Origin of the sequence: Daeguia caeni (assembly GCF_042653845.1) — a bacterium.
GTDB classification, from domain to species: Bacteria; Pseudomonadota; Alphaproteobacteria; order Rhizobiales; family Rhizobiaceae; genus Brucella; species Brucella caeni.
The window spans coordinates 41,093-67,071 of the sequence record NZ_JBHSEL010000031.1 but is presented as its reverse complement, the minus strand read 5'-3'; the positions used below and the strand labels follow the sequence as shown (position 1 = coordinate 67,071).

Below are 25,979 nucleotides of genomic sequence, written 5' to 3'. Positions count from 1 at the left end.
GGCAAGAAAAACAAGCGCCTGGCTCGACATCCAGAATCAGTCGCATAACAACAATGAAAAGTAGAGGACAAGACGATGTCTCGCCGTTCTTCAAAATCCCTCCTGTCGGCCGTGGCCCTTATTTCCGGTCTCGGAGTGACTGTCCCTGCGATTGCCGCCGATCGTGTTGCACCACCAGCCTCTGCCCGTGTGCAGCCCTATTCCCAGGTCGGCACGCTGGTTTGCGCAATTGAACCGGCAATCGGCGTTATCCTCGGTAGCCAGCAGGATCTCAACTGCGAATTCCGCCCGGCCAACAAGCGCAATCCGGTCGAACACTACTCCGGCACCTTCACCAAGATTGGCGTTGATCTTGGCTTTACCAATGGCGGTACAATCGCCTGGGCCGTCTGGGCACCATCGGTTCGCCCTGAAGGCGCGCTCAAGGGCAATTATGCCGGCGCATCGGCCAATGCAGCCATTGGCATTGGCGGCGGCACCAATGTCCTGACCGGTGGCTCATGGAAGACGGTTTCGTTGCAGCCGATCTCGCTGCAGGGACAACGCGGCCTTGCTGCTGCCGTTGGTGTTTCGCATCTGAAGCTGAACTATGAGGGCTGATTAAGTTTTTCTGCTGATTGAGCTATTCAGATACAGAAACCGCGCTTTTCAGCGCGGTTTCCATTAGCTAGTTCTACACATGTCTGCCAAACTGGTTGAAACATGTGCTAATCCAGCTTTCGGATCCACACCTTGGTGTCGTGGAAGGCAGCACCGCCATAGGGGGCGACAGAATCCGCGCCGATCAGCGTATTGATCCCCTCGCCGCGCTCAAAGGCGGAATTGGGAAAAAGACCTTCCGAAATCACCACGCCGCGCTTGTGGCCGGAGCGAATGGCGGCATGCAGCACAACCTCGCCGCGATGATTGCCGATTTCGATGCGATCGCCATCGGCAATGCCCAGTTCAGCCGCATCCTCCGGATGGATCAGCAATTGCGGGCGTCTTTCCTTGGCAATCGATGTCGGTGTTTCGGTGAAGGTGGAATTGAGGAAATTATGCGCCGGCGACGTCGCAAGGCGGAATGGATGTTCCGCATCCGCCGTTTCGATCACTTCCCAATGATCCGGAAATTCCGGCATTCTGTCATACGGCCCCTGATTGCCCATGACCACAGGCGGGCGGTTAGGGGCTGGGCTGCCCGTCCAGTCGGGGCGGAAACGGAACTTGCCATCCGGCCATTTGAAGCCATTGATATAATGGGCTTCCTCGAATGAGGGCTGCAAATCGACAAAACGCTGCTCTTCCAGCTCGTCAAAGGACGGCAAGCCGCTTTTGGCGTTCATGTTGCTGATCAGCCTGCGCGCATCGACATCAAAGCCCGGCAAATGTCCGACACCCAGCCGCCTTGCCAGTTCATTGATGACAAACAGGTTCGGCCGCGCCTCGGCATAAGCTTCGATCAGTTTTGGCCCCAGCACGACATGCTGCTGGCCGCCGCCGCGATAAATATCGTCATGCTCAAGGAAGGTCGTTGCCGGCAGAACCACATCGGCCATCCTGGCCGTATCGGTCATGAATTGCTCATGCACGGCAACAAACAGATCCTCGCGCGCAAAACCTTTACGCACCAGACGCTGTTCCGGCGTCACCGTCATCGGATTGGTGTTCTGGATCAGCATGGCCATGACCGGTGGGCCGCCATAAAGCGCCTCGCTGTCGCCGGTCAAAATCCGCCCGATCTTGGACTGGTCGAGAAAACGGATCGACTTGTCCTGCATCGTGCGGCCTTCGATTTCATTCTTGGCCATGTGGAAAATGCCGGCATTGGAATGGAATGCCCCGCCGCCTTCATATTGGAAAGCGCCGGTCACGCAGGCAATGGAAGCTGCCGCATGCATATTGATCGCACCATTGCGCTGGCGCGTAAAACCATAGCCCAGACGGAAATAGGTGCGCTTGGTCTTGCCCACCAGATGAGCAAAGGCTTCGATTTCTGCAACCGTCAGGCCGGTGATCCTTGCCGCCCATTCTGGCGTGCGGCTTGCAAGATGCGCCTCAAGCCCTTTCGGATCATCGGTGTAGCGGTTGAGATAATCCCAGTCGGCAAGCCCGTCGCGGAACAGCACATGCATCACCGCACAGGCAAAGGCGCCATCCGTACCGGGCTTCAGCACAATGCCCATATCGGCCTGGCGCACGGTTGCATTGGCATAGATGTCGATGGCAACGACCTTGGCGCCGCGCTCTTTACGTGCCCGCACCGCATGTGTCATGACATTGACCTGGGTTGCAGCAGCATTGGTGCCCCAGATCACGACGCAGTCGGCCTTGGCGATTTCACGCGGATCAGGCCCGGTCAGGCTGCCGGTACCGGCAAAATAGCCCGTCCAGGCCATATTGGTGCAGAAACTGTCAAACTGGTTGGAATAGCGCTTGGCAAAGCGCAGGCGGTTGATGGAATCGCGCTGCACCAGCCCCATCGTGCCGGCATAATAATAGGGCCAGACGCTTTCAGAGCCATGCTCTTCTTCCGCCTTCAGAAAGCGTTCGGCAATGAGATCAAGGGCAGCATCCCATGAGGCCCGTTTCCATTCGCCCTCGCCTTTACGGCCAGCGCGGATCAGCGGATATTTCAGCCGGTCTGGATGATGCACCCGCTCGGCATAACGCGCGACCTTGGCACAGATCACCCCGGCCGTATAGCTGTTGTCCCTGGCACCGCGGATGCGTCCGATGGTGCGTTCATCGATGAGCTCCACATCGAGAGCGCAGGTGGAAGGGCAATCATGCGGACAGGCCGAATGACCGATTTTGAGAGATGCGGGCGTGTCGGGTCGGGTCATGCACCTTATCTAGCGCAACATCCTGGCCGCCGAAACAAGATTCTGCCCGCAACAGTTGCAAGCACACCGCTTATTGATCAGGCAAGGCGCAAGACAAGCGCGCCAATCACAATCAACACGGCAGCCAGACCACGATAAAGGCCGACTTTTTCTTTCAGGATCACGACCGAAATCAGCATGGCAAACAGGATTGCTGTCTCGCGCACGGCCGAAACAATGGCGATGGGCGCCATCGTCATGGCCCAGAGAATGGTGGTATAAGCCCCCACCGCGCCAATACCCCCGATCAGCATGGCACGCCAATAGGTCGTCATATGGTGGATGAAGCGTTCTGGCTCCCGCACCAGAACCCATGCGCTCAGTGGAATCCAGCTGATGGCAAAAAGCCAGAGCGTATAGGCAATCGCATTGCCGGCAAGGCGCGCGCCAAGCCCGTCAATGATCGCGCAGGCGGCAATCACCAGCGCTGTCAGCAGGGCAAGCAGAATGGAGCGGTATGAACCGCCCCCGTTGCGCTGGCGCGCTTCCAGCGCCATGCTGAGGACGCCCATGCAGATGATGATGATGCCAAGCCAGCTCATCAGCCCGATTGCCTCGCCCAGCAAGGGCGCGCTGATCATGGCAATGATCAGCGGCGGCGTGCCGCGCATGATCGGATAGGTCTCACTCATGTCGCCGGCCTTGTAGCAGGCGGCAAGCAGCACCATGTAGAGCGCCTGCATGAGAACCGAGCCGATGATGTAGACAAAGGCTGTGGCTGGCGGAAGCGGCACGAAGGGCAGCCCCAGCAATGCTATCAGAAACCCTACCTGCCCCAGCCCGACGGCCGAGAAAAACTTGTCGCCTGTCCGCTTGATAACGGCATTCCAGCTCGCATGACAAAAGGCGCCGAGGAGGACAACGAGCAGGACAGTGCCGGACATGAGAAACCTGATTGGGAGAAGCTGAAGCGGGAATGAGAGAACCGGACGGTTCTCTGCCGCACATAACATGCCAATATGCTTGTGCAAGCAATTATTTCAGGTAGTCATGCAGATCATTGCCCTTTCATTACGAAAGGCGCAGCACGATGGCGCCGCAGACGATCAGGGCAGCTGCCACCATGCGCGAAGCGCCGATCCTTTCCTTCAGGATCAGGCCGGAAATGAGCAGGGCAAACAGGATCGAGGTTTCGCGCACGGCTGCAACGATGGCAATCGGTGCCATGGTCATGGCCCACAGGGCAAGACCATAGGAGGCAAGCGTACCGGCGCCGCCAATCATCATGGTGCGCCAGTGTCCGCGCATGAAATTGACGAAGCGATCCGCCTCACGGTGCATTGCCCAGAAGGTCAGCGGAATCGCATTCAGGATGAAGGTCCACATGATATAGGAGCCGGTCGCATCAGACAGACGCACGCCCACGCCATCGACAAGCGTATAGGTGGCGATGAACATGGCATTGATCAGCGCAATCATCGCCGCACGGCTTGACGTGCCCTTGTTGCGGCGGCGAGCATCCAAGGCCATGGCCAGAATGCCGGAACAGATCAAGATGATCCCCAGCCAGCTGCTCCAGCTCATCACCTCGCCAATCAGCGGGCCGCTGACCAGCGCCACCAGAAGAGGTGGTGTTCCGCGCATGAGCGGATAGGCCTCGCTCATGTCTCCGGCCTTGTAGGCGGCAACGACCAGCGAAAGATAGATGGTCTGGATGATGGCTGAGGCAACCAGATAAGGCCAGCTTACCATGGCAGGCTGTTTGAGAAACGGCACGGCAAGCAGCCCGAAAAGGCAGGCAAACAGCGCAATGCCGGCTGCACTGAAGAACTTGTCGCCGCTACCCTTGACGATGGCATTCCAGCTTGCATGACAAAACGCCCCCAACAGGACGATCAGTAGAACCCCACCCGACATAGCGCGACCGAATCTGAATTGATGTACCGTTTGTCTTTCTATGTCACATTTATGACAAATGCGATATGCCCATCTGCACCGAACCCCTTGCACAATGATGGCTGGCATGAAACAAGCGCGCTCATGAATTATCGTCACGCCTATCACGCCGGAAATTTCGCGGATGTCGTCAAGCACGTCATTCTTGCGCGCATCATTGACTACCTGAAACGCAAGGAACAGGCCTTCCGCGTGGTCGACACGCATGCGGGCATCGGCCTTTATGACCTCAACAGTGTTGAGGCAGGCAAGACCGGCGAATGGATGGGCGGCATTGGCCGCCTGCTTGCAGCCAGGCGAGACGGCAGGATCAGTGCCGATGCCTTCGACCTGCTTGCGCCCTATTTCGAAGCGATCGCCGCAGTCAATGAAGGTGAGACTGTCACGTCCTATCCGGGTTCCCCCATGCTGGTGCGCAAGCTTCTGCGCAAACAGGATCGCCTGTCGGCGCTTGAACTGCATCCGCAGGATGCGGCAATGCTGGCAAAACGCTTTGCCGGTGATTTTCAGGTACGCGTGATTGAACTTGATGGCTGGCTGGCGCTGGGCGCGCATCTGCCGCCAAAGGAAAAGCGCGGCCTTGTTCTGGTTGACCCGCCCTTCGAGGTCGAAGGCGAATTCGACCGTCTGGTCGAGGGACTTGCGAAAGCGCACAAGCGCTTTTCCGGCGGCACCTATGCGCTGTGGTATCCGGTAAAAGACCGGCGTGAGACAGAACGTTTTGCCAGAAAGCTGCGCGAAACCGGAATCGCAAAAATCCTGCAGATCGAGCTTGCGATTCGCGCGCCCTCGCCCGAACCTCGCCTTGATGGCACAGGCATGATCGTGGTCAATCCCCCTTTCACGCTGGAAAGCGAGATGAAAATCCTGCTGCCCTGCCTGAAAGATCTGCTGGCGGAAGATAATGGTGCCAATTTCTCACTGCGCTGGATCCGCTCGGAAACGGATCGGTCTTGACCTCAACCCACGGCTGGCTGAAACTGCGCCCATTGATCAGGGCAGGGATCCCTCCCGGACATTGCGACAGGATAGGAATATGCAGCACATCCATAACCTTATTGGCCAGTTTTCACGCGCAAGTCTTGCCGCTGCACTCATTGCGCCCTTGGCCATCGTCTCAATACCGGCCAAGGCTGCCGATTATATTGGCACAGCCCCCGTCGCGGCAGATGCCGGCATTTGCAGCCAGCAGTCGATCCTGCGCCGCGTTGTTTCTGGCTTCCGCTATCAGGTGCATCACGTGCCGCATCTGCCTCAGGTCGGCATTGCCGCCGTCAGTGACATCCAGCTCACGCGCCATGAGCCCAAGACCAATCCGGCCCAGATTGAACGCACCTATTGCAAGGCCAATGCGGTTCTGAGCGATGGCCAGAACCGTCCGGTCTGGTACCTGATCGAGGAAGGTCAGGGTTTTGCCGGTATTGGCCGCAATGTCGAATTCTGCGTCGAAGGATTTGACCGCTGGCATGTCTTTGATGGCAGATGCCGGGTGCTTCGCTGAAGAATGAAGGCGCGTTGCTTTCCTGAAACAGGAGAACAATGCGCTGTTATTCCGGGAGGAAGAATGCTGCGGTTTCAGACCGTTCCGAAAGCTGTGTTGCGCGCGATCGCAGCCTGTCTCTTGTCATTTGTTTCCGTTGCACAGGCTCAGACTTTCTTTCCCGGGCAGACAGGCAATGCGCCCGGGGATTTTGACTTCTACGTCCTGGCGCTTTCCTGGTCGCCAAGCCATTGCGCCACCAATGGCGGCTCACGACCGGACGATCTGCAATGCAATGCGCGCCGCCCCTATGGCTTTATTGTGCATGGGCTCTGGCCACAATATGAGCGCGGTTATCCGGAAAATTGCGCCATCGGCAACCGGCGCAGCGGCAATTCCTATGTTCCCCGCCGCATAATTTCGTCGCTTTCGGATATCATGCCCTCACAGGGGCTCATCATTCATGAATGGCGCCGGCATGGAAGCTGCTCCGGGCTGTCGCCTGAGGATTATTTCGCCACACTGCGCCGCGCCTATGAGCGCGTGACCATTCCAGGCAGCATGCGCAATCCGGTCAATGATCGCCGGGTCGATCCGCGGCTTGTGGAAAAAGCCTTCATTGCCGCCAATCCAGGCCTGCCGGCAGATGGCATATCGACCGCGTGCAATCGCGGCCATCTGCAGGAGGTGCGAATCTGCATGACCAAGGATCTGCAGTTTCGCTCATGTCCGGAAGTCGATGCCCGATCCTGCCGCAGCCGCGCAGTCAAGATGCCCGGCACCTATTAACATCCAACGGGAAGTATCCGATGACACAGATACTCTATTCGCCTGCCTCGCCCTATAGTGCAAAAGTGCGCATGGCAGCGCATCATGCCGGAATCGCCTTTGAGAGGGTAGTGGTTGAAACCAGCAAGGAACCGGAGGTGCTGATCTCGGCCAATCCGCTTGGCAAGGTTCCCACCCTGATCACGGATGACGGCAAGACGATTTTTGACAGCCGTGTCATCACGCAATATCTGAACCGCGTTTCGGGCAACAAGCTTTTCCCGCGTAATGCCGAAAAGCGCACCGAAGCCGAACGCCATGAGGCTATGGCCGATGGCCTGTGCGATGTGCTGCTTGCCCATGTCTATGAACGGCGCATGCGCCCTGAGGAAAAGGTTCACCAGCCCTGGCTTGATCTGCAATGGCGCAAGGCGGAACGCATGCTTGATCTTCTCAATGAAGCGCCGCCGCGTCTTGCCGGCAGGATCCATGCCGGCCATATCGCCATTGCGGCAGCCCTTGGCTATCTGACGCTGCGTTTTGGCGACAAATGGGAACGCGGCCGTCCGAAGCTGAAGCGCTGGTTCAAGCGTTTCAAAGAACTCCACCCAGAGCTGGTGGAACTGATGCCGAAGGGCTGATCGTCTGCAAGACCTTCATCCGGCAAGAACTGATCCGGCCCCATTTTCATTGACTGTAGAATCAAAAAAGCCGGGCAATCATCTGCCCGGCCTCTTTGTCTGCATGTTCAGCTATCAGAACTTGTAGCCAACACCAACGCGAACATCGTGGGTGTCCAGCTTGTTGGTGACCGTGCTTGCACCAAGGTCATAGTCCTTCTTGCCGAACTGGGTGTAACGGTATTCGATACGGCCCAGGATGTTGTCGGTCAGCTTGGCTTCAAGACCGGCACCGGCCGTCCAGCCGAAGCGGAACTTGCTGTCGCTGCCGATACCATCGTCAAGCTTGACATTCGAACCGGCAATACCGGCGGTCAGGTATGGCATGACCGGCGTCAGATCGTAACCGAGGCGGCCACGCAGCGAACCTTCAAAGCCTTGCTTGACTTCCAGACCGTTCTTGGACTTCTTGGCCCAGGAGTAACCGGCGTCACCTTCAACACCGTAGACGAAGTTGTCCTGCTGGAAGTTCCAACCTGCATAGGCGCCAGCCTTCCAGTCATTTGGATGGATGTTGCCCAGACCTTCATTCTTTGCCTTGTTCCAGCCATAGCCGAGGTAAAGACCGGTATAGCCACCAGCCCAGCTATACTGCGGAGCAACTTCAACCGGAGCTGGAACCGGAGGCTGTTCCTGAATGGCGTCAGCAGCAAATGCAGTGGCAGAGAACGGCAGCAGCGCAGCCGAAACGATGACAATAGACTTAAGAGTGCGCATGGCATTCTCCTTCATTTTTTAATTTCATTAAGCGTGGTGACTTCAATACAAAAATCGGGAGGACTTAACCGAGTCACGCTTTTAACGCTGGCAACATCTCTGCAAATTGCGGCTACAACTTTCTGATTTTGTGATCAAAACCGGTCAAGATAATGGCAAAAATGCGGTGTTGCATTCCCGCCACATCCGTACCGGCAGACCGCCAGCTTCCCCGCAAAACTCCACAATGATGTCATTGTACACAAACAAGGGATGAAATATTTGAAATCATTCATATATTATCAGCAGAAAGCATGACGCGCCCTCTTTTCCGCTGTATTCTTGCGATAAAAATGGCATGAATTCAGCGCTCGTTTGTTGCTAAGAAAGTGTTTACCGTGTTGGAAAATCGCAGCCATTCATCGCGTGCAGACTGCCCTGTCCTGATCACCGGAGGAGCGCGGCGCATTGGCAAGGCCATGGTTGAATATCTTGCAGCGCAGGGCTTTCCGGTCGTCATTCATTGCAATCGCTCGATCGCGGAAAGCGAGGCGCTGGCAGACGGCATTGCAGGACAGGGCGGACGTGCGGCTGTGGTTCAGGCAGATCTGATGCAGGATGAAGATGTTCGTGGCCTTATCCCTGCGGCGGCGGACAAATTTGGTCCGATTCGTCTGCTCATCAACAATGCCTCGCTTTTCGAAGATGACCGTATCGGGCAGCTTGATATGGCGCTGTGGGAAAAGCATTTTACCCTGCATGTCAGGACGCCGGCCATACTGGCCGAGGAAATGTACCGGCACCTGCCCGCAGAGCTTGAAGGGCTGATCATCAACATGATCGACCAGCGTGTCTGGAAACTCAATCCGCTGTTCTTTTCCTATACATTGTCGAAAACAGCCCTCTGGAATGCCACGAAGACAATGGCGCAGGCCTTTGCGCCACGCATGCGCGTCAATGCCATCGCACCCGGGCCAACATTACCAAGCGAGCGGCAAGAACAAAGCGATTTTGACCGACAGGTGGCAGCCCTGCCCTTGCAGCGCGCGCCTGCACTGGATGAATTCGGCAAGACAGTCTGCCTGCTGTGGGAATGCCGCTCGATTACCGGACAGATGCTTGCGCTTGACGGCGGCCAGCATCTGGCCTGGGAAACGCCGGATATTGCAGGTATTCCCGAATGACGGGTTCAGACAAAAAGACGCCGGCGCATCATCTCGATCCGGAAGCGGAAGACGACCGCATGAATGAAATTGCCGGCCTTGACCTTGATGAAGCTGATAATGATGACGAAGGCGAGACCGTGGCCGCAACGCCATCACCTGCCGATTCCATCCAGTGGGATTCGTCCGATGGCCTGCCGGATACAGAAGGCTTAAGCGGCCAGGACATTATCAATACCTTTGTCAAACGCCTGCCGAACAATCCCGGCGTCTATCGCATGTTCAACAAGGACGGCGATGTGCTTTATGTCGGCAAGGCGCGCAATCTGAAGAAACGCGTGTCGAATTATGCACGCGGCATTGGCCATTCCAACCGCATCACGCGGATGATTCGCGAAACAGCGACGATGGAATTTGTCGTCACGCGCACCGAAACCGAGGCGCTGCTGCTGGAAGCAAATCTCATCAAGCGACTGCGCCCGCGTTTCAATGTCTTGCTGCGTGACGACAAATCCTTCCCCTATATTCTCCTGACAGGCGATCATCGCGCGCCCGGCATTTTCAAGCATCGTGGCGCCCGCACGCGCAAGGGTGACTATTTCGGCCCCTTTGCCTCGGCAGGGGCAGTCAACCGCACGATCAATGCCCTGCAGCGTGCCTTCCTGTTGCGCACCTGCACGGATTCGGTGTTTGAGACGCGTACGCGCCCCTGCCTGCTCTATCAGATCAAGCGCTGTTCTGCCCCCTGCACACAGGAAATCAGCGATGCAGCCTATGGCGAGCTGGTGGCAGAGGCCAAAGCCTTCCTTTCCGGCAAAAGCCAGTCGGTCAAGGACCATCTGGCCAAGGCGATGCAGGAAGCCTCAGATACACTCGATTTTGAACGCGCCGCCGTGTATCGCGATCGTCTGGCAGCCCTGTCGCATGTCCAGTCGTATCAGGGCATCAATCCACAGACGGTTGAGGAAGCTGATGTCTTTGCCATCCATCAGGAAGGCGGCATGACCTGTATTCAGGTGTTTTTCTTCCGCACCGGCCAGAACTGGGGCAATCGCGCCTATTTTCCAAAAGCCGATTCCACGCTTGGCCCCGCAGAGGTTCTGGGCGCCTTCCTGTCGCAGTTTTATGATGACAAGCCCTGCCCGCGTCTCGTGCTTCTGTCCGAAGCCGTGGATGATCAGGCCCTGATTGCCGAAGCCCTGTCGACCCGCGCCGAACACAAGGTTCAGATTCTGGTGCCGCGGCGGGGCGAGAAAAAGGATCTGGTCGATCACGCACACACCAATGCGCGCGAGGCATTGGGGCGCAGGCTGGCGGAAACCTCATCGCAGGCACGGCTGTTGCGCGGACTGGCTGAAACCTTTGGTCTCGAACGCGTTCCACGCCGCATCGAGGTCTATGACAACTCGCATATCATGGGCACCAATGCCGTTGGCGGCATGATCGTGGCCGGCCCGGAAGGTTTTGTCAAAAACCAGTACCGCAAATTCAATATCCGCTCGACCGACATTACCCCAGGTGACGATTTTGGCATGATGCGGGAGGTGATTGAGCGACGCTTCACCCGTCTCGTCAAGGAGCATGGTACGCCGGACGCTCACCAGAGCGATGGTGACAATGATGCCTTCCCGGCATGGCCGGATCTGATCCTGATTGATGGCGGCCAGGGACAGGTTGGCGCCGTTCGACAAATTCTGGCTCAACTTGGCCTCGAAAAAGTGATCACAGCCATTGGCATTGCCAAGGGCGTTGACCGCGAGGCCGGCCGCGAACGCTTCTTTGTCGAGGGCAAGGCGCCCTTCACCCTGCCGCCGCGCGATCCTGTGCTTTATTTCATCCAACGTCTGCGTGATGAGGCACACCGTTTTGCCATTGGCACGCACAGGGCGCGGCGCAAGAAGGAAATGGTCAAAAATCCGCTAGATGAAATTCCCGGCATTGGCCCGGCGCGCAAACGTGCGCTTCTGCATCATTTCGGCACGGCCAAGGCCGTTTCGCGCGCGGCAGTAGAAGACCTGATGCAGATCGAAGGCATTTCAGAAGCGATGGCACGCACCATTCATGATTATTTTAGAGAGAGATGACGCAAATTTGTCGCTTCCTGGGGACAAGAATGTCCCAATCATGGTGCAGTATCATGTTACTTATTGATTTTGTATCATATCCCTGTTGATCTGCAGAAAAGCAAATGGCGGCACAATGCGAAAGAATCACTCCCTCTCCCTGCCCAATCTGCTCACCTATGGACGGATCGTTGCAGTTCCGCTGGTAGCGCTTTGCTTTTTCATTGAAGGCCGCCTGCATTCGAGTGATTTTGCGCGCTGGAGCGCGCTTATCATTTTCATTGTCGCCAGCATTACCGATTTTTTCGACGGTTATCTTGCGCGCGCATGGCAGCAGACATCAACCATCGGCCGCATGCTCGACCCGATCGCCGACAAGCTTCTGGTCTCCACCTGCCTGCTGCTGCTGGCCGCTGATCCGGCCAAGACCATTGCCGGCTGGAGCCTGTGGGCGGCCATCATCATTCTGTGCCGCGAAATTCTGGTCTCGGGCCTGCGTGAATATCTGGCCGAACTGAAGGTGAGCGTGCCGGTTTCGCGTCTGGCCAAATGGAAAACCACGGCGCAGATGTTCGCACTGTCTTTTCTGCTTGCCGGCCCTGCTGGTGACAAGATCATGCCTTATGTAACTGAAATCGGCATTATCCTGTTGTGGATTTCTGCCATCCTGACACTCTACACCGGCTGGGATTATTTCCGCGCCGGTCTCAAGCATGTGATGGATTGATCATTGCGCATAACCCTTGTTTATTTCGCTTGGATCAGGGAAAGAATTGGCCGGGATCAGGAAATTCTTGATCTGCCGGTCGCGCAGCTGACGGTGCGTGAGTTGATCGCGCATCTCAGGGGCCGTGACGAGAACTATGCCCATGCATTCCAGCATGAAAATGCTGTCCATGCCGCAATCAATCAGGAACATGCCGAATTGTCCGAATGCATCAGGGACGGCGATGAAGTGGCGCTTTTTCCTCCCATGACCGGAGGCTGATATGCACACATCCCCCCTGCTGACCGTCAACATCCAGCGGGATGATTTTGACATGAGCGCCGAGCTTCATGCCCTGACTGATGGCCGGACGGATATTGGTGCAGTTGTCAGCTTTACCGGCCTATGCCGGGATGAGAATGGCAGGCTTTCAGCCTTGGAGCTTGAACATTATCCGGCCATGGCTGAAACCGCGCTTCGGCGGATCGCCGAACGTGCTATCGCGCGTTGGCCAGTGCTCGGCATGACCATTATACATCGTTTCGGCCTGATCAGACCCGGTGAAAACATCGTCATGGTTGCGGTATGCGCCGCGCATCGGCAGGCGGCATTCGATGCGGCCAGCTTCATCATGGACTTTCTCAAGACCGATGCACCGTTCTGGAAGCGCGAACATCCTGCCGATGGGAGTCAAGGCACCTGGGTCGAGGCAAAAAAAACGGATAATGAGCGCAGAAACAGATGGGAATGACCTTGAGATGGTCACCAATTCGTGCATAGTTTTGTCAATCCGTTGTTAACCATTCAAGGCCTTAGAATTCAGTTAAATTTACCTCAATAAATAGGGGCTGCCATAATTTTTACATGAAGCGTTCGTTACATTCGACCGGAGGGAAACATCCAGCATTTGCGATGTGATGAAGAATGGAAGTCCAGATTGCGTAATGCCTAAAAGATTGAAAAAAACCATGTCGGTTGTTGCTGCACTGGCAATTGGCGCGGGCGCATTGGGAGGTGTGTCGCTGTTTTTTGCAACTTCCATGCCTTCCAGCAGCATTGCCGCTGATCAATATCTGCATGGCACGGTGATGTTCCGCGAGCGCATTGCCCTGCCCCCGGAAGCGAGACTGACTGTTGAACTGACGGATATATCCGCAGCCGATGCTACCACGCGCACAATCGGCCAGACGCAGGTTGCCTCCATTGTCGGTTCGCCCATTCCCTTTTCCATAAGCTTCGATCCCAAGCTGCTTGACCCGACCCATCGCTATGCCTTGCAGGCCAGGATTTCGGCTGGCGACACGTTATGGTTCGTCAATGACGAGCAAATAGAGATCGAGCCACGCAATACGGCAAAGCCTGTCGAAATCAGGGTCGTGATGGTGCGCAAGAGTGGCGACGACAGCGATCTTTCCAGCATTGAGGGCAAGAATTGGCTGGTTGAAACCATTCAGGGCATGGGCCATGTCGCACATGGCGCACAGACTTTCACCATCAGCCCTGATGGCAGTGTCAGCGGCTCTGGCGGCTGCAACCGTTTCTTCACCAAAGCGACACTGGACGGCGACCAGATCAGCTTTGCCGAAATCGGCTCGACCTATATTCAATGCCCGACAGAGCTGATGAACCAGGAACTGAAATTCCTTGATGTGCTGAGCAAGACGCGTTCATACCGTGTCGATCTCGACAAGCTCATGCTGCTCGACGCCAATGGCGAGGCCGTGGCCACGCTTTCGCATCAGCTGTGATCTTTCAAAAACCGGTTCAACAAAAAACCGGGCCAGAAGCCCGGTTTTTTACATCGCTCTTGCGCTGATCAGCCGACGATTTCGGTGCCGGCAAACCAGTAAGCGATTTCCTGGGCTGCAGTTTCAGGCGCATCCGAACCATGAACCGAGTTTTCGCCAATCGAAAGACCGAATTCCTTGCGGATGGTACCTTCGGCAGCTTCTGCCGGATTGGTTGCGCCCATGACTTCACGGTTCTTGGCGATTGCGTTTTCGCCTTCGAGAACCTGAACAACGGTTGGACCGGAAGACATGAATTCGACCAGCTCACCGAAGAAAGGACGGTCCTTGTGAACGGCGTAGAAACCTTCTGCTTCACGGCGGCTCATCCAGACGCGCTTGGATGCAACAACGCGCAGGCCGGCAGCTTCAAGCTTGGCCGTGATTGCGCCGGTCAGGTTGCGGCGGGTTGCATCAGGCTTGATCATGGAGAAAGTACGTTCGATTGCCATTATGACACCTTGCTTGAGGGGAATTGGAAGAGTGACGCTCTATACAATCAGCAACGCAAATTGCCAAGTAGCAGCTTGAGACACGATGAAATTCTATGCATAGAAGACGCACGCCACGTGGGGATGGATGATTTTCATGAAACAGCATTTTCAGATGCTCGCTTATTATAATCAGTGGGCAAATGAGCGCCTCTATGCAGCAGCTGCGGATTTGAGCGATGCGGATTACCGGCTTAATCTGGGGCTGTTCTTTGGTTCCATTCATGCCACGCTCAACCATCTGCTGGTGGCCGATCGGATATGGATGAAGCGCCTTACCGGCGAAGGCAATCACCCGGACAGACTCGATGCCATCATTGCCGACAATTTCATCATGCTACGGGATCTGCGCATTGCCGAGGATGAACGTATCTGCCGCTATATCGATACCATGACCAGTGAACAGCTGGCCGGCCGGTTTACCTACATCACCCTGTCCGACATGCGCACGGTCAGCCAGCGTGTGGCGCCTGCCCTTGCACATTTCTTCAACCATCAGACCCATCACCGCGGACAGATCCATGCCGCCCTTACCCGGCTCGGGACGGATGCCCCCTCTCTGGATCTGATCCAGTTTCACCGCTCTGAAACCGGCCGCCCTTTCGCCTGATACTTGCGCAACGGCTGCCCGTCATGCAAAAGCCTGACCATGCTTATTCTCGATGACATTTCCGTTCGCATTGCCGGACGCCTTCTGATCGACCATGCCAGCGTGACGCTGCCGACCGGCTCAAAAACCGGCTTCGTCGGCCGCAATGGCACGGGCAAATCCACATTGTTCAAGGTGATCACCGGCGAATTGTCACCGGAAACAGGCAGTATTTCCCTGCCGAAAAACACGCGCATTGGCCAGGTTGCGCAAGAAGCACCGGGAACGAATGAGCCGCTGATCGAAATCGTCATGAAGGCGGACAAGGAGCGCACGGCATTGCTTGCCGAAGCCGAAACGGCAACCGATCCGCAGCGCATTGCCGAAATTCACACCCGTCTTGCCGATATTGACGCCCATTCTGCCGAAGCGCGCGCCGGGGCGATCCTGTCCGGCCTTGGCTTTGATGCCGAAGCACAGCGCCGTCCGGCTTCCGATTTTTCCGGGGGCTGGCGCATGCGCGTGGCGCTTGCCGCCGTGCTTTTCGCCCAGCCTGACCTGCTTCTGCTCGACGAGCCAACCAACTATCTCGACCTTGAAGGCGTGCTCTGGCTGATCGACTATGTGAAGCGCTATCCGCACACGGTCATCATCATCAGCCACGACCGTGATCTTCTCAATTCGGCCACGACCTCGATCATGCATCTCGACCAGAAGAAGATTTCCTTCTGGCGCGGCAATTATGATCAGTTCGAACGCCAGCGGCATGAAATGCTGGAACTGCAGCAAAAGGCCCATGCCAAACAGGAAGCACATCGCAAGCATATGGAAGCCTTTGTCGAACGCTTCCGCGCCAAGGCAACCAAGGCCAGACAGGCACAATCGCGCCTGAAGGCCCTGCAGAAGCTGAAGCCGATCGAGCTTTACGTCGAAAGCAATGTGCAGCCTTTCACCTTTCCCAATGCGGAGAAGAAAGTGGCCTCGCCGATCATCGCGCTTGACCGGGCGGATGTCGGTTATGAACCGGGCAAGCCGATCCTGCGCAATGTGACCTTGCGCATTGACCATGATGACCGCATTGCGCTGCTTGGCTCCAACGGCAATGGCAAATCGACGCTTGCCAAACTCATTGCCGGGCGGCTCAAGCCCGAAAAGGGCACGCTGACGCTAGCGCCCAATCTGAAAGTGGCCTTCTTTGCGCAGCATCAGCTTGATGATCTGATGCCCGACGAAAATGCCATCGAACATGTGCGTCGGCTGATGCCAAACGAGCCGGAAGCCAAGGTGCGCTCACGCGTGGCACAGATGGGACTTTCAAGCGAAAAAATGCTGACTCCTGCCCGCGATCTCTCCGGCGGCGAAAAAGCGCGCCTGTTGATGGGGCTTGCCACCTTCCACGGGCCGAACCTGCTCATCCTCGACGAGCCGACCAACCATCTCGACATCGACAGCCGTGAGGAACTGGTACACGCGCTCAACACATTCAATGGCGCCGTCATCCTGATTGCACATGACCGTCATCTGATTGAAGCGACCATGGAGCGGCTCTGGCTCGTGCGCGGGGGCTCGGTCAATCCGTTTGATGGTGATCTGGATGATTATCGCCAGATCGTGCTGGCCGATGCCAAGGGTGAAACGGTCGCACAGGAGCGTGAAGACGGCGCAAGACTCAACAAGGCCGAACAGCGCAAACTTGCCGCGCAAAAGCGCGAAGCCGCAGCCCCCTTGCTGAAAAAGGTCAAGGAAAGCGAAAGCCTGATCCAGAAACTGCAAAAGCAGATTGCAGACATCACCAGCAAACTGGAAGACCCCGCACTCTATGAGAAGGATGCGCAGAAAGCCATCAAGCTCAACAAGGAACTGAGTGATCTGCGCACCAAACTCGCAGAAGAAGAAGACAGATGGCTGGAGCTTTCGACGGAATATGAAGAAGCAATGGCGGATTAATCCGCCATTTCATCCTGCGGACTAAACCTGCCGGCGCAGCCGCGTGCGCATCAGGCCATAGATGCCAAGCACACCCAGAACGAGGCCGATCGTGGTGATGGTTTCATCCGGCGTTTGCGCGCCCCGGCGCAAGACCAGATCGACTTTCGACAATTGCAGCCCGTCCGTATTGCCTATGACAAAGCGGAAGGAATAAAGCCCCGGCACGACCGGATCGATGTCGCCGGCGCTCTGGCGCAGAATACCGCCGTCCTGCGGCAATGCAGCATCAGGTGATGCGCTGTTTGCGACAAAATCAAGACCTTCGGACAGAACCGGAAAGCCATCGCGGCTGACAGCAAGGGTCAGGGCCGAACGGCGTTGCGAGGGTATATAGCCCGGCAAGGGGACGGCATCGACAAAGACCCGCACCGGCGCATCACTTTCAGACAGGCGCACTTCCTGCACCCTGAAGCCGCCTTGCCGGTTTTCAAGCACCGTCCAGCGACCAATCTCGCTGCCGGTGAAATGGCGCATATACCATGGATAGCCAAGGCCAAGCGCAATACCGGCAATGATCATCAGCACCAGAACCGGACGCATCAGGCCTTGCGCTCCCAGCGCCGGTCGGATGTCTGCTGCCAATAGGTGAGATCATGACCTTCGGCCTTGAAGGCTTTCCACTGCGCACGTGCAGTCTCAAGCTGTGCCTGATCATGCCCATCAAACATGACGACGAGGCGTTCATAATCGCCAGCCCTGTCAATGGCAGCCCCCTCCACGAGAAAGCGCACCGTCGCACCATTGGCATTGTTCTCCGTCACGGTGAGCAGAACCGGCTGATGTTCGGGATAGGGCTCCAGATCCGTGCCGTGGGCGACAAAGGATGTATCCGAAAATGTCCAGAGCAGATTGTCCAGCGCATCACGCCTTTCCTCGCTCACGGTCTGAATGGCGACACGCCAACCTCGCCCAAGTGAGCGCTCGACGAGGCCGGGCAAGGCCTCATCGAGCGTTGATTCGGTCAGGTGATAGAACAGGATTTCTGTCATTCTCTATCCGTCTGTCGCTTCACATGCGCAGTGAAGCAGTCTCAGCTTTCATACTGGTCGCGCACAAGCCGATCAAGCAGACGCACGCCAAAGCCCGAACCCCATGACTGGTTATATTCGTTTTCGCGCGAATCCATCGCCGTGCCGGCAACATCAAGATGTGCCCAGGGTGTGTCGCCGACAAAACGTTTGAGGAACTGGGCCGCCGTAATGGCACCGCCATAACGGCCGGACGAATTCTTCATGTCGGCGAATTTGGAATCGATCATCTTGTCATATTCTTCCCCAAGCGGCAGGCGCCACAGTTTCTCGCCACTGCTCTGACCGGCATCATAAAGCTGATCAGCCAGTTCATCATCATTGGAGAACAGGCCGGCATGATAATGGCCAAGCGCAACCATGCAGGCACCGGTAAGCGTTGCCAGATTGATCATGATACGCGGTTCAAAACGCGTATTGGTGTAATGCAGCGCATCGGCCAGAACGAGACGGCCTTCCGCATCAGTATTGATGACCTCGATCGTCTGGCCGGACATGGAGGTGACAATATCACCCGGACGCTGGGCATTGCCGTCAGGCATGTTTTCAACCAGCCCGACCACGCCAATGGCATTGACCTTGGCCTTACGTCCGGCAAGGGCGCAAATGAGGCCAATGACGGCCGCAGCACCACCCATGTCGCCTTTCATTTCCTCCATGCCAAGTGCCGGCTTGATCGAGATGCCGCCCGTATCAAACACAACACCCTTGCCGACAAAGGCGATCGGCTTTTCCTTGGACTTTGCGCCCTGCCATTCCATAACGACAAGACGCGGCGGACGCACTGAACCTTGCGCAACGCCAAGCAGCGCGCCCATGCCAAGTTTTTTCATTTCCTTTTCGCCCAGAACCTCGACCTTCACGCCAAGCCTGGTGAGTTTTTCGGCTTCTTCGGCAAATTCGACCGGCCCCAGCACATTGGCCGGTTCATTGACCAGATTGCGCGCCAGAATGACGCCCTCGGCCACGGCTTCCGCCGCTTCAAAGGCTTTCTTGGCAGCATGGATGTCAGCGGTTGCAATGGTGATTTTTGGCGCATGCTTGGGCTCGCCACTGTCGTCCTTCTTGCGCGTCTTGTAGCGGTCAAACTTGTAAGCGCGCAAAATCATGCCAAGCGCGACATCGGCTGCCTCATCACCGGCAATGGTGGTTTCCGGCAATGCCAAGGTGACATGGGCCTGTTCCGCCTTGCCGATGCGCGCATAGGCTGCCCCGCCAATTTTGATCCAGGCGTCGTTGCCAAGCGAACCGGCTTCGCCAACGCCAACTAGCACGATCTTGTCGATTGCATTGCCATTTGTTTCAATCGCCTCAGCCGTCTTGCCAAGCGCGCCGGTGAAACCGGAAATCTCGATGATGCGTTTGATCTTGTCTGCGCCGCCAACCGCATTGGCCGCCTCTTCGGCGAAGCTTCCGCCTTTGGCAACCAGAATGATGGCAACACCCTTTTCCGGGGCTTTGAAATCGCTGAATGAAATCGAAGGACGTTTTGACATTTTGGCTCCAGACTCGATCTGATTTATGGGAAGGCTTCGCCAGCCCTTTCATGTGGAACGAATGTGGCGAAACGGCAACACAATTTTTCAAATCACTGTTTTTGCACGAAATCGTCAGACCAACCAGACGCAGGCTGCAAATCAGCCGCGTAAAACATGGCATACAGGCCAGGTGAATCAAAACGGTTGCCAAGGTTGTGTTCAGATATTCTGTTGGTTGTGTGGACTGGAACTGATGCTTTGTTATTAGTATTCTGTTAACCGTGTTTATTCGGTCATTGTTAGCCGAACGTCGCTAGTTTGAACCAAGACAGGGTTTTCTTGCAGATTTGTAAGCAGGCCTATTGAACAAACGGGATGTAAGCTCCGCCTATGCCATTGATAGAGTTGTACATCCTGCGCCGCGTGGCCATCATGTTTCTCGCAGTGCTGTGTGCTGCGGTAGGGATTGCCTGGACGGTTCAGGTGTTGCAGAGAATCGACTTCCTGACCACGAGTGGTCAGACGTTTCAGACGATTCTGCAATTCAGCTCGCTCATGATCCCTTCCGCCATCCCACTGGTGATGCCTTTCGCGTTGATCATTGCCGTCACGCAGACCCTCTCGACCATGAATCAGGATTCGGAACTGGTCGTCATCAATGCGTCCGGCGCATCACGCAGCGCCGTGGCCCGGCCGATCCTGCTTCTGGCCGCAGTCATTTCCGTGGCTTCCTTCTTCATCGCCAACTATGTCGACCCCTATGCGCGCATGAACATGCGCGCCATGATGGCGGATGCCAGCGCTGACCTGCTCAATGTCGTCATTCAGGAAGGCAATTTCCGCAAGATTGCCGATAATCTCTACATCCAGATCGCCGAACGCCGCAGCGATGGATCGATCGGCGGCCTGTTCATTGCCGATTCACGCGATCCCACGCTCGATCTCATTTATTACGCCACCGATGGCGCAATTGCTTCCACCCCCAATGGCGACATGCTGCTGTTGAAAAATGGCGAGCTGCAGCGGCGCAATGTAGAGGATGGCACTGTTTCGATCATCAATTTCGATTCCTATGCCTTTGATCTTACGCAATTTACCTCGGCGGGTGAGGATTTTGTTCTCTATGCCAAGGATCGCCCGCTGTCCTATCTGATGAATCCGGATCCCAATGATCCGATTCTGCAAACACGTCCCTTGCGTTACAAGGCCGAGCTGCACCGGCGTCTGACACAATGGCTTTATCCCATTGTCTTTGCGCTGATTGCGCTCAATTTTGCCGGTGATTCCCGTTCGCACCGTGAGGCGCGGATTTCGGCCTCATTCTCGGCCATCACCACGGCCTTGCTGGTTTACTGGGCCGGCTATTTCGTTTCCGACAAGGCTGACAAGGATCCTGTCTATTTCGTTCTGATGTATGCCATTCCGCTTGGCGTGATTGTTGTGACGGGCTTTGCGCTCGCAACCGGTCGGCGCATCGGCATTCCGGATAAATGGAGCGACAGAATTGTCGATATGCTGCTTGCTGCAAGACAATATGTGATCGAGCTTTACATGCGCATGTCCGCTCGATATCGCCGTAATGCGGGAGGGCAGGCATGATCGGCTGGACGCTCTTCCGTTATTTTTTCATGCGCTATGTGAAGATCACGCTCTATTTCCTGCTTGGCATCTTCGTCCTGGCGATCTTGCTGGACTTCACCGAAAATGCCAGCAAACTGTCCAATCTGCCCGGCTATTCGGCATGGACCGCACTTGGCATTTCGGCCATGCGCGTGCCCTTTATCGTGCAGCAGATGATCCCCTTCGTGGCCCTGTTTTCGGCCATGGCGACGCTGATCTCGCTCAATCGCAGATATGAGCTGGTGGTTGCACGTTCGGTCGGCGTGTCGGCCTGGCAATTCTTGCTGCCAGCCTGCCTTGGCGCCTTCCTGTTTGGTCTTGCAACCATTTTCATTCTCAATCCGCTTTCGGCCTATGGTCTTGCCAAGGCAGAAGAAATCACCTCCGTGTGGAAAAGCGGCAAGGTCACCGATGTGTCGGCGCTTCGCGATCCCTGGCTCAGACAAAAGACGGATGAAGGCGAAACCATCATTGGCGCCAAGACAATACTGGATCATGGCGCAACGCTGAAAGATGCGACCTTTATCCAGTTCGACAGCGACAAGGAAATCGCAGCACGCTATGATGCGGTGACCGCCCGACTGAAGGATGGGTATTGGGAACTGAACGATGTCACACGTTTCGTGGAGGGCAAAGAGCCGCAGAAACTGGCGCGTTACGAGATCCCGACCCAGCTTCGTCCGGAATATGTTGAGGAAAAACTTGCCTCGCCCGCAACGATTCCCTTCACAGAGCTGCGCCACAAGATAGAAGTAGCACGTTCATTCGGTTATTCGGCCAATGCTTTTGATATGCAATACCAATCACTTCTGGCATTGCCGGCTCTTCTGATGGCCATGACTCTCATTGCTGCAACAGTGTCCCTGAAATTTGTGCGTTTTGGACAGTCCGGAACGATGATTCTGGGTGGCGTTGCGGCTGGCTTCATGCTTTATGTCGTATCAATACTTGTCCAGGCATTCGGCAATGCGGGATTCGTCCCGCCATTTGTGGCTGCCTGGGTACCTGTGTTGATTGCGACATTCTTTGGTGTCTCCTTTTTGTTGCATAAGGAGGATGGTTAGTGGGTTTGCGTAATGCCCGCATGGTTATGCCGCTCTGGCGCTCGCGCATCTTGCGCGGGACTGCGCTCGCGTGCGTCCTTGCATCACCATTCATCTCGGTCGGACTGATTTCTTCTGTGGCACAGGCACAGGACGTGCTGTCGGAAAATTACCAGACCAATCCTCAGGCCCGTATGCTGTTGCAGGCGGATGAACTGATCTATGACCGCGATGCGGGCATCGTTACAGCCCAGGGCAAGGTCAAGATTGCCTATGACGGCAACCGTCTGGTCGCCGACAAGGTGACCTATAACCAGAATACGCGTCGCATGACCGCGTCTGGCGATGTTGAAATCGTCGAACGCGATGGCAACAAGATCTATTCCGATCATGTCGATGTCACGGACAGTTTCCGCGACGGCTTTGTCAATGGCCTTCGCGTCGAGACAACCGACAATACGCGTTTTGCGGCTGAAAGCGCAGAACGCAGCAATGGAGAAATCACCGTCTTCAACAATGGTGTCTATACGGCTTGCGAACCCTGCATGGAAAATCCGGACAAACCGGTTCTGTGGCAGATCAAGGCACGCAAGATCATCTGGAACAGCGCCACGAAGACGGTGCGTTTTGAACGCGGCAAATTTGAACTGCTCGGCATGCCGCTGGCCTATTTCCCGGCCTTTGAGATGGCCGACCCGACAGTGAAGCGCAAGAGCGGCTTCCTCCTCCCCGGCTTTTCCTACAAGGATGAGCTCGGCTTCGGCATCAAGAATTCCTATTTCTGGGCTCTGGCGCCGAATTATGACCTGACACTTTCCACGACCGCCTATACCAAGCAGGGGTTCCTGACGCAGGCTGAATGGCGGCATCGTCTGGAAAACGGCACCTATGATTTCCGCATTGCCGGCATCCACCAGATGAAGCCGGAAGAGTTCGGCCTCTATACAACCGACAGGCATGAAACCAATCGCGGCATGGTTGCCTCGAAGGGTAATTTTGCGCTCAATTCGCGCTGGCGCTTTGGCTGGGATGTCATGGCGCAAAGCGACCGCAATTTCAGCCGCACCTATGACATTGCCGGCTATAGCGGCCAGACGCAGGTCTCAAAGATCTATCTGACCGGCATTGCCAACCGCAATTATTTCGACATGAATTTCTATCGCTTCAACGTGCAGGAATCCTATCTTCCTGGCGCTGATGGCGAAATGCATACCAAACAGCCCTGGGTTTTCCCAAGCGTTGACTATTCCTACACCATGCCGGAGCCGGTTTATGGTGGCGAGCTGAGCTTTACCAGCAATCTGCAGCTTCTTTATCGTGAAAATGCCAATTACACGCCGTTGGGGACTACTGCATTTCCGCGCATTCCGGGCTTCAGCGGCACCAATGCCCGCCTGACCAGCGAAGCCGAATGGAAGCGCACATTCATTACCGATTCCGGTCTGGTGATCACGCCATTGCTGGCGCTGCGCGCCGATGCCATTGGCATCGATACCAATTTCAACCCGGCTTTGGCCGGTCTGAACGACGCGGTTGTGCGTGAGCAGGCTCTGCGCGCCATGGCAACAGCCGGTCTTGAACTGCGCTGGCCGATCCTGTTTTCTTCCACCAGTGCCACGAATATCATCGAGCCGGTTGCGCAGATCTTCGTACGTAACAATGAGCGCTATGCGGGCGAACTGCCGAACGAAGATGCACAAAGCTTCGTGTTTGACGCAACCAACCTGTTCGAGCGGGACAAGTTCTCCGGCTATGACCGTGTTGAAGGTGGAACGCGCGCCAATCTGGGGCTGCGCTATTCCGGCAGCTTTACCAACAGCGACTGGGCGCTTTATGCCCTTGCAGGTCAGTCGTTCCAGCTTGCTGGCCTGAATTCCTATTCGACTTTCGACTATGTCAATGTCGGCGCGAATTCCGGCCTTGAGGATGCCCGTTCGGACTATGTCGCCATGCTTGGCACTTCCAACTCGACGGGACTTGCACTTGCTGCGCGTGGCCGTTTCAGCAAGGATGATTTCTCGATCCAGCGTGGTGAACTTGAAGCGCGTCAGGACTGGAGCCGGATCTCGGTTTCGGGCCAATATGCCTATATCGCGCCACAGCCGGCCTATGGTTATTCACACCTGCGCGAGGAAATCACAGGCAGTGCCTCGGTGAAGCTCAACACCAATTGGCGCGTCTTCGGTTCGACCACCTATGATCTGGTTTCCGAAACGCTGGTCAAGGCATCATCGGGCTTTGCCTATGATGACGAATGCTTCACCTATGCCATGGCCTATTCGCAGACCCGCAATCCGGGCGAAAGCGAGGCCTCGCATAGTATTGGCTTCCGGATTTCCCTGCGCACGCTGGGTGATTTTGGCAGCGAGCAGACCAGATTCTGATAATTGATCCATGCTTTCAGCCGGGAGGGGCGCAGGCGTGAGAATTTCTGTCGTGTCAGAGGGCAAATAATGACGGTTTTTGAACAAAAACCGTATCCCACCCTCTGCTCGCGGCAGCAAATATGACAAAGTCATTGTTTCGCCGCACTACCCACCCTATAGAAGAGTAAAATCTGTTTGCGCTCAACCCTATTGCCATCCGGGAAGCTCCTTTGAAGATTTGATGTGAAGGCACCCTGACTGGATTGCGCGCCGAAAGGATACGGGAAGTACGATGAAGTATGTGAGACCACTTTTTGCCTCTCTACTCGGCGCAGCCGTATGTATGACGGCGCTTGGCACAAGCCTGTTGCCCGTTCCGGCAGTTGCCGCTGAAGATGCAGCCGTCAAGATCGTCGTTTCCGGAAACGCCATCACCAATGGCGACATTGCCCGTCGCGTCAATTTCCTGAAGCTGCAGCATCAGAAGGGCAATCTCAACCAGCTCGCCCGCGACCAGCTGGTTGAGGAAATGCTCAAGCGCATTGAAATGAAAACGCGCGGTGTCAATATCAGCGATCAGGAAATCAACAACGCCTATAAGAGCTTTGCCGAGCGCAACAAGATGACGGTTGCCCAGCTTGATCAGATCCTGAATCAGGCAGGTGTCACGCCGGATCACTTCAAGAAGTACATTATGGTACAGATGGGCTGGGGCCGTCTGGTGAGCGCGCGTTTCCGTGCCACCGGCATGGTCAGCGAGCAGGATGCCGTTCAACGCATGCTGAAGGACGGCGGCAAGAAGCCGGTCGCCACCGAATACAAGCTGCAGCAGGTCATTTTCGTCATCCCGGCGGCAAAGCGCACGCCAGCCCTCATTGCCAAGCGCAAGCAGGAGGCCAATGCGCTGCGCTCGCGTTTCCAGAATTGTGAAACCACCCGCCAACAGGCCAAAGGCATGCTTGATGTGACAGTGCGTGATCTTGGCCGCATACTTGAGCCGGAACTGCCGCCGGAATGGGCGAAAGATGTCAAGGCTGCTGGCACTGGCCGCACCACACCTCCGCATGAAACGGATAAGGGCGTTGAATTCCTTGCCGTATGCTCGACGCGCCAGCTCAATGATGACCGCGTCGCCCAGATGATCTTCTCGCTGGAAGGTACGGAATCGGAAGCAGCACAGCAGAAAAAGGCTGAAGAGCTGAGCAACAAATATGTGAAGGAACTGCGTGACAAGGCGAAAATCGTCTATCGCTGATCCAGGGCGCCGGTTCT

General features: G+C 56.0%; 25 protein-coding genes. 17 read left to right on the top strand and 8 right to left on the bottom strand.

The genetic code is table 11. The features are described from left to right. Positions 1–75 precede the first annotated feature (75 nt). Positions 76–600 (top strand): DUF992 domain-containing protein, encoded by a 525-nt coding sequence (locus ACFO1V_RS02875; protein WP_374832357.1) that lies wholly within the window; start codon positions 76–78, stop codon positions 598–600. Positions 601–707: 107 nt separating this feature from the next. Here ACFO1V_RS02875 and ACFO1V_RS02870 read toward each other — a convergent pair whose 3' ends face one another. The 3 genes from ACFO1V_RS02870 to ACFO1V_RS02860 all read right to left on the bottom strand — a co-directional run bounded on the left by ACFO1V_RS02870 (position 708) and on the right by ACFO1V_RS02860 (position 4,721). After that, the gene (locus tag ACFO1V_RS02870; protein ID WP_374832355.1) at positions 708–2,825 is read right to left on the bottom strand and encodes a molybdopterin oxidoreductase family protein; all 2,118 of its coding nucleotides are present in this window, start codon (positions 2,823–2,825) and stop codon (positions 708–710) included. A 77-nt stretch (positions 2,826–2,902) separates the two neighbouring features. After that, on the bottom strand, positions 2,903–3,748 hold the full coding sequence (locus ACFO1V_RS02865) for an EamA family transporter (protein ID WP_374832353.1): 846 nt from the start codon (positions 3,746–3,748) through the stop codon (positions 2,903–2,905). 127 nt (positions 3,749–3,875) lie between these two features. Beyond that, a complete protein-coding gene (locus ACFO1V_RS02860; RefSeq protein WP_374832351.1) occupies positions 3,876–4,721 on the bottom strand; it encodes a DMT family transporter in 846 nt (281 codons plus the stop codon). 123 nt (positions 4,722–4,844) lie between these two features. Here ACFO1V_RS02860 and ACFO1V_RS02855 point away from each other — a divergent pair, with 123 nt between their 5' ends. From ACFO1V_RS02855 to ACFO1V_RS02840, 4 genes are all read left to right on the top strand, one after another. Then, the gene (locus tag ACFO1V_RS02855) at positions 4,845–5,717 is read left to right on the top strand and encodes a 23S rRNA (adenine(2030)-N(6))-methyltransferase RlmJ (protein WP_374832349.1); all 873 of its coding nucleotides are present in this window, start codon (positions 4,845–4,847) and stop codon (positions 5,715–5,717) included. Between the two features lie 79 nt (positions 5,718–5,796). Next, complete coding sequence (locus ACFO1V_RS02850; RefSeq protein ID WP_374832347.1) at positions 5,797–6,261, top strand: phage portal protein; 465 nt, start codon at positions 5,797–5,799, stop codon at positions 6,259–6,261. A gap of 63 nt (positions 6,262–6,324) precedes the next feature. After that, a complete protein-coding gene (locus ACFO1V_RS02845) occupies positions 6,325–7,029 on the top strand; it encodes a ribonuclease T2 family protein (RefSeq protein WP_374832345.1) in 705 nt (234 codons plus the stop codon). A 20-nt stretch (positions 7,030–7,049) separates the two neighbouring features. Next, the gene (locus ACFO1V_RS02840; RefSeq protein ID WP_374832343.1) at positions 7,050–7,649 is read left to right on the top strand and encodes a glutathione S-transferase; all 600 of its coding nucleotides are present in this window, start codon (positions 7,050–7,052) and stop codon (positions 7,647–7,649) included. Positions 7,650–7,763: 114 nt separating this feature from the next. On the opposite strand, the gene omp25 is transcribed toward ACFO1V_RS02840, so the two are convergent. Next, positions 7,764–8,405, bottom strand: coding sequence for an outer membrane protein Omp25 (gene omp25 / locus ACFO1V_RS02835; RefSeq protein ID WP_374832341.1), 642 nt, complete (start codon positions 8,403–8,405; stop codon positions 7,764–7,766). Between the two features lie 377 nt (positions 8,406–8,782). Between omp25 and ACFO1V_RS02830 the strand changes: the two genes are divergently transcribed. From ACFO1V_RS02830 to ACFO1V_RS02805, 6 genes are all read left to right on the top strand, one after another. Then, positions 8,783–9,568, top strand: a complete 786-nt coding sequence (locus ACFO1V_RS02830; RefSeq protein ID WP_374832339.1) for an SDR family oxidoreductase — start codon at positions 8,783–8,785, stop codon at positions 9,566–9,568. Further along, positions 9,565–11,631 (top strand): excinuclease ABC subunit UvrC, encoded by a 2,067-nt coding sequence (uvrC, locus tag ACFO1V_RS02825; protein ID WP_374832337.1) that lies wholly within the window; start codon positions 9,565–9,567, stop codon positions 11,629–11,631. Before ACFO1V_RS02830 ends, uvrC begins: the two co-directional genes overlap by 4 nt. Positions 11,632–11,746: 115 nt before the next feature. Then, a complete protein-coding gene (gene pgsA / locus ACFO1V_RS02820; protein ID WP_374832335.1) occupies positions 11,747–12,337 on the top strand; it encodes a CDP-diacylglycerol--glycerol-3-phosphate 3-phosphatidyltransferase in 591 nt (196 codons plus the stop codon). Positions 12,338–12,340: 3 nt separating this feature from the next. After that, positions 12,341–12,598, top strand: a complete 258-nt coding sequence (gene moaD, locus ACFO1V_RS02815) for a molybdopterin converting factor subunit 1 (protein ID WP_374832333.1) — start codon at positions 12,341–12,343, stop codon at positions 12,596–12,598. 1 nt (position 12,599) lies between these two features. Continuing rightward, a complete protein-coding gene (locus ACFO1V_RS02810; protein WP_374832331.1) occupies positions 12,600–13,067 on the top strand; it encodes a molybdenum cofactor biosynthesis protein MoaE in 468 nt (155 codons plus the stop codon). 193 nt (positions 13,068–13,260) lie between these two features. Continuing rightward, positions 13,261–14,064, top strand: coding sequence for an META domain-containing protein (locus ACFO1V_RS02805; protein ID WP_374832329.1), 804 nt, complete (start codon positions 13,261–13,263; stop codon positions 14,062–14,064). Positions 14,065–14,132: 68 nt separating this feature from the next. On the opposite strand, the gene ndk is transcribed toward ACFO1V_RS02805, so the two are convergent. Then, a complete protein-coding gene (ndk, locus tag ACFO1V_RS02800) occupies positions 14,133–14,555 on the bottom strand; it encodes a nucleoside-diphosphate kinase (protein WP_374832327.1) in 423 nt (140 codons plus the stop codon). Positions 14,556–14,691: 136 nt separating this feature from the next. Between ndk and ACFO1V_RS02795 the strand changes: the two genes are divergently transcribed. Then, positions 14,692–15,204, top strand: a complete 513-nt coding sequence (locus ACFO1V_RS02795) for a DinB family protein (protein WP_374832325.1) — start codon at positions 14,692–14,694, stop codon at positions 15,202–15,204. A gap of 39 nt (positions 15,205–15,243) precedes the next feature. Continuing rightward, positions 15,244–17,130, top strand: coding sequence for a ribosomal protection-like ABC-F family protein (gene abc-f / locus ACFO1V_RS02790; protein WP_374832323.1), 1,887 nt, complete (start codon positions 15,244–15,246; stop codon positions 17,128–17,130). Positions 17,131–17,151: 21 nt separating this feature from the next. Here abc-f and ACFO1V_RS02785 read toward each other — a convergent pair whose 3' ends face one another. From ACFO1V_RS02785 to ACFO1V_RS02775, 3 genes are read right to left on the bottom strand one after another with little or no spacing between them, the layout of a single operon-like run. Next, positions 17,152–17,712: a hypothetical protein gene (locus ACFO1V_RS02785; protein ID WP_374832385.1), complete on the bottom strand. Its 561-nt coding sequence runs from the start codon at positions 17,710–17,712 to the stop codon at positions 17,152–17,154. After that, on the bottom strand, positions 17,712–18,161 hold the full coding sequence (locus tag ACFO1V_RS02780) for a DNA polymerase III subunit chi (RefSeq protein ID WP_374832321.1): 450 nt from the start codon (positions 18,159–18,161) through the stop codon (positions 17,712–17,714). The genes ACFO1V_RS02785 and ACFO1V_RS02780 overlap by 1 nt, the downstream gene beginning before the upstream one ends. A gap of 41 nt (positions 18,162–18,202) precedes the next feature. Beyond that, positions 18,203–19,696, bottom strand: a complete 1,494-nt coding sequence (locus ACFO1V_RS02775; RefSeq protein WP_374832319.1) for a leucyl aminopeptidase — start codon at positions 19,694–19,696, stop codon at positions 18,203–18,205. Between the two features lie 372 nt (positions 19,697–20,068). On the opposite strand from ACFO1V_RS02775, the gene lptF reads away from it, so the two are divergent. The 4 genes from lptF to ACFO1V_RS02755 all read left to right on the top strand — a co-directional run bounded on the left by lptF (position 20,069) and on the right by ACFO1V_RS02755 (position 25,962). Beyond that, positions 20,069–21,277 carry an LPS export ABC transporter permease LptF gene (lptF, locus tag ACFO1V_RS02770; protein WP_374832317.1) on the top strand — a complete coding sequence of 403 codons (1,209 nt, stop codon included), beginning with the start codon at positions 20,069–20,071 and terminating at the stop codon, positions 21,275–21,277. Beyond that, the gene (lptG, locus tag ACFO1V_RS02765; RefSeq protein WP_374832315.1) at positions 21,274–22,362 is read left to right on the top strand and encodes an LPS export ABC transporter permease LptG; all 1,089 of its coding nucleotides are present in this window, start codon (positions 21,274–21,276) and stop codon (positions 22,360–22,362) included. The genes lptF and lptG overlap by 4 nt, the downstream gene beginning before the upstream one ends. 20 nt (positions 22,363–22,382) lie before the next feature. After that, positions 22,383–24,725 (top strand): LPS-assembly protein LptD, encoded by a 2,343-nt coding sequence (locus tag ACFO1V_RS02760; RefSeq protein WP_374832384.1) that lies wholly within the window; start codon positions 22,383–22,385, stop codon positions 24,723–24,725. Between the two features lie 274 nt (positions 24,726–24,999). Then, a complete protein-coding gene (locus tag ACFO1V_RS02755) occupies positions 25,000–25,962 on the top strand; it encodes a peptidylprolyl isomerase (protein WP_374832313.1) in 963 nt (320 codons plus the stop codon). Positions 25,963–25,979: the final 17 nt, after the last annotated feature.

Excerpts from the sequence above, each read along its gene's own strand:
- ACFO1V_RS02875 (WP_374832357.1), top strand. The coding sequence starts at position 76 with ATGTCTCGCCGTTCTTCAAAATCCCTCCTGTCGGCCGTGGCCCTTATT.
- ACFO1V_RS02870 (WP_374832355.1), bottom strand. The coding sequence starts at position 2,825 with ATGACCCGACCCGACACGCCCGCATCTCTCAAAATCGGTCATTCGGCC.
- ACFO1V_RS02865 (WP_374832353.1), bottom strand. The coding sequence starts at position 3,748 with ATGTCCGGCACTGTCCTGCTCGTTGTCCTCCTCGGCGCCTTTTGTCAT.
- ACFO1V_RS02860 (WP_374832351.1), bottom strand. The coding sequence starts at position 4,721 with ATGTCGGGTGGGGTTCTACTGATCGTCCTGTTGGGGGCGTTTTGTCAT.
- ACFO1V_RS02855 (WP_374832349.1), top strand. The coding sequence starts at position 4,845 with ATGAATTATCGTCACGCCTATCACGCCGGAAATTTCGCGGATGTCGTC.
- ACFO1V_RS02850 (WP_374832347.1), top strand. The coding sequence starts at position 5,797 with ATGCAGCACATCCATAACCTTATTGGCCAGTTTTCACGCGCAAGTCTT.
- ACFO1V_RS02845 (WP_374832345.1), top strand. The coding sequence starts at position 6,325 with ATGCTGCGGTTTCAGACCGTTCCGAAAGCTGTGTTGCGCGCGATCGCA.
- ACFO1V_RS02840 (WP_374832343.1), top strand. The coding sequence starts at position 7,050 with ATGACACAGATACTCTATTCGCCTGCCTCGCCCTATAGTGCAAAAGTG.
- omp25 (WP_374832341.1), bottom strand. The coding sequence starts at position 8,405 with ATGCGCACTCTTAAGTCTATTGTCATCGTTTCGGCTGCGCTGCTGCCG.
- uvrC (WP_374832337.1), top strand. The coding sequence starts at position 9,565 with ATGACGGGTTCAGACAAAAAGACGCCGGCGCATCATCTCGATCCGGAA.
- pgsA (WP_374832335.1), top strand. The coding sequence starts at position 11,747 with ATGCGAAAGAATCACTCCCTCTCCCTGCCCAATCTGCTCACCTATGGA.
- ACFO1V_RS02810 (WP_374832331.1), top strand. The coding sequence starts at position 12,600 with ATGCACACATCCCCCCTGCTGACCGTCAACATCCAGCGGGATGATTTT.
- ACFO1V_RS02805 (WP_374832329.1), top strand. The coding sequence starts at position 13,261 with ATGCCTAAAAGATTGAAAAAAACCATGTCGGTTGTTGCTGCACTGGCA.
- ndk (WP_374832327.1), bottom strand. The coding sequence starts at position 14,555 with ATGGCAATCGAACGTACTTTCTCCATGATCAAGCCTGATGCAACCCGC.
- ACFO1V_RS02795 (WP_374832325.1), top strand. The coding sequence starts at position 14,692 with ATGAAACAGCATTTTCAGATGCTCGCTTATTATAATCAGTGGGCAAAT.
- abc-f (WP_374832323.1), top strand. The coding sequence starts at position 15,244 with ATGCTTATTCTCGATGACATTTCCGTTCGCATTGCCGGACGCCTTCTG.
- ACFO1V_RS02785 (WP_374832385.1), bottom strand. The coding sequence starts at position 17,712 with ATGCGTCCGGTTCTGGTGCTGATGATCATTGCCGGTATTGCGCTTGGC.
- ACFO1V_RS02780 (WP_374832321.1), bottom strand. The coding sequence starts at position 18,161 with ATGACAGAAATCCTGTTCTATCACCTGACCGAATCAACGCTCGATGAG.
- ACFO1V_RS02775 (WP_374832319.1), bottom strand. The coding sequence starts at position 19,696 with ATGTCAAAACGTCCTTCGATTTCATTCAGCGATTTCAAAGCCCCGGAA.
- lptF (WP_374832317.1), top strand. The coding sequence starts at position 20,069 with ATGCCATTGATAGAGTTGTACATCCTGCGCCGCGTGGCCATCATGTTT.
- lptG (WP_374832315.1), top strand. The coding sequence starts at position 21,274 with ATGATCGGCTGGACGCTCTTCCGTTATTTTTTCATGCGCTATGTGAAG.
- ACFO1V_RS02760 (WP_374832384.1), top strand. The coding sequence starts at position 22,383 with ATGGTTATGCCGCTCTGGCGCTCGCGCATCTTGCGCGGGACTGCGCTC.
- ACFO1V_RS02755 (WP_374832313.1), top strand. The coding sequence starts at position 25,000 with ATGAAGTATGTGAGACCACTTTTTGCCTCTCTACTCGGCGCAGCCGTA.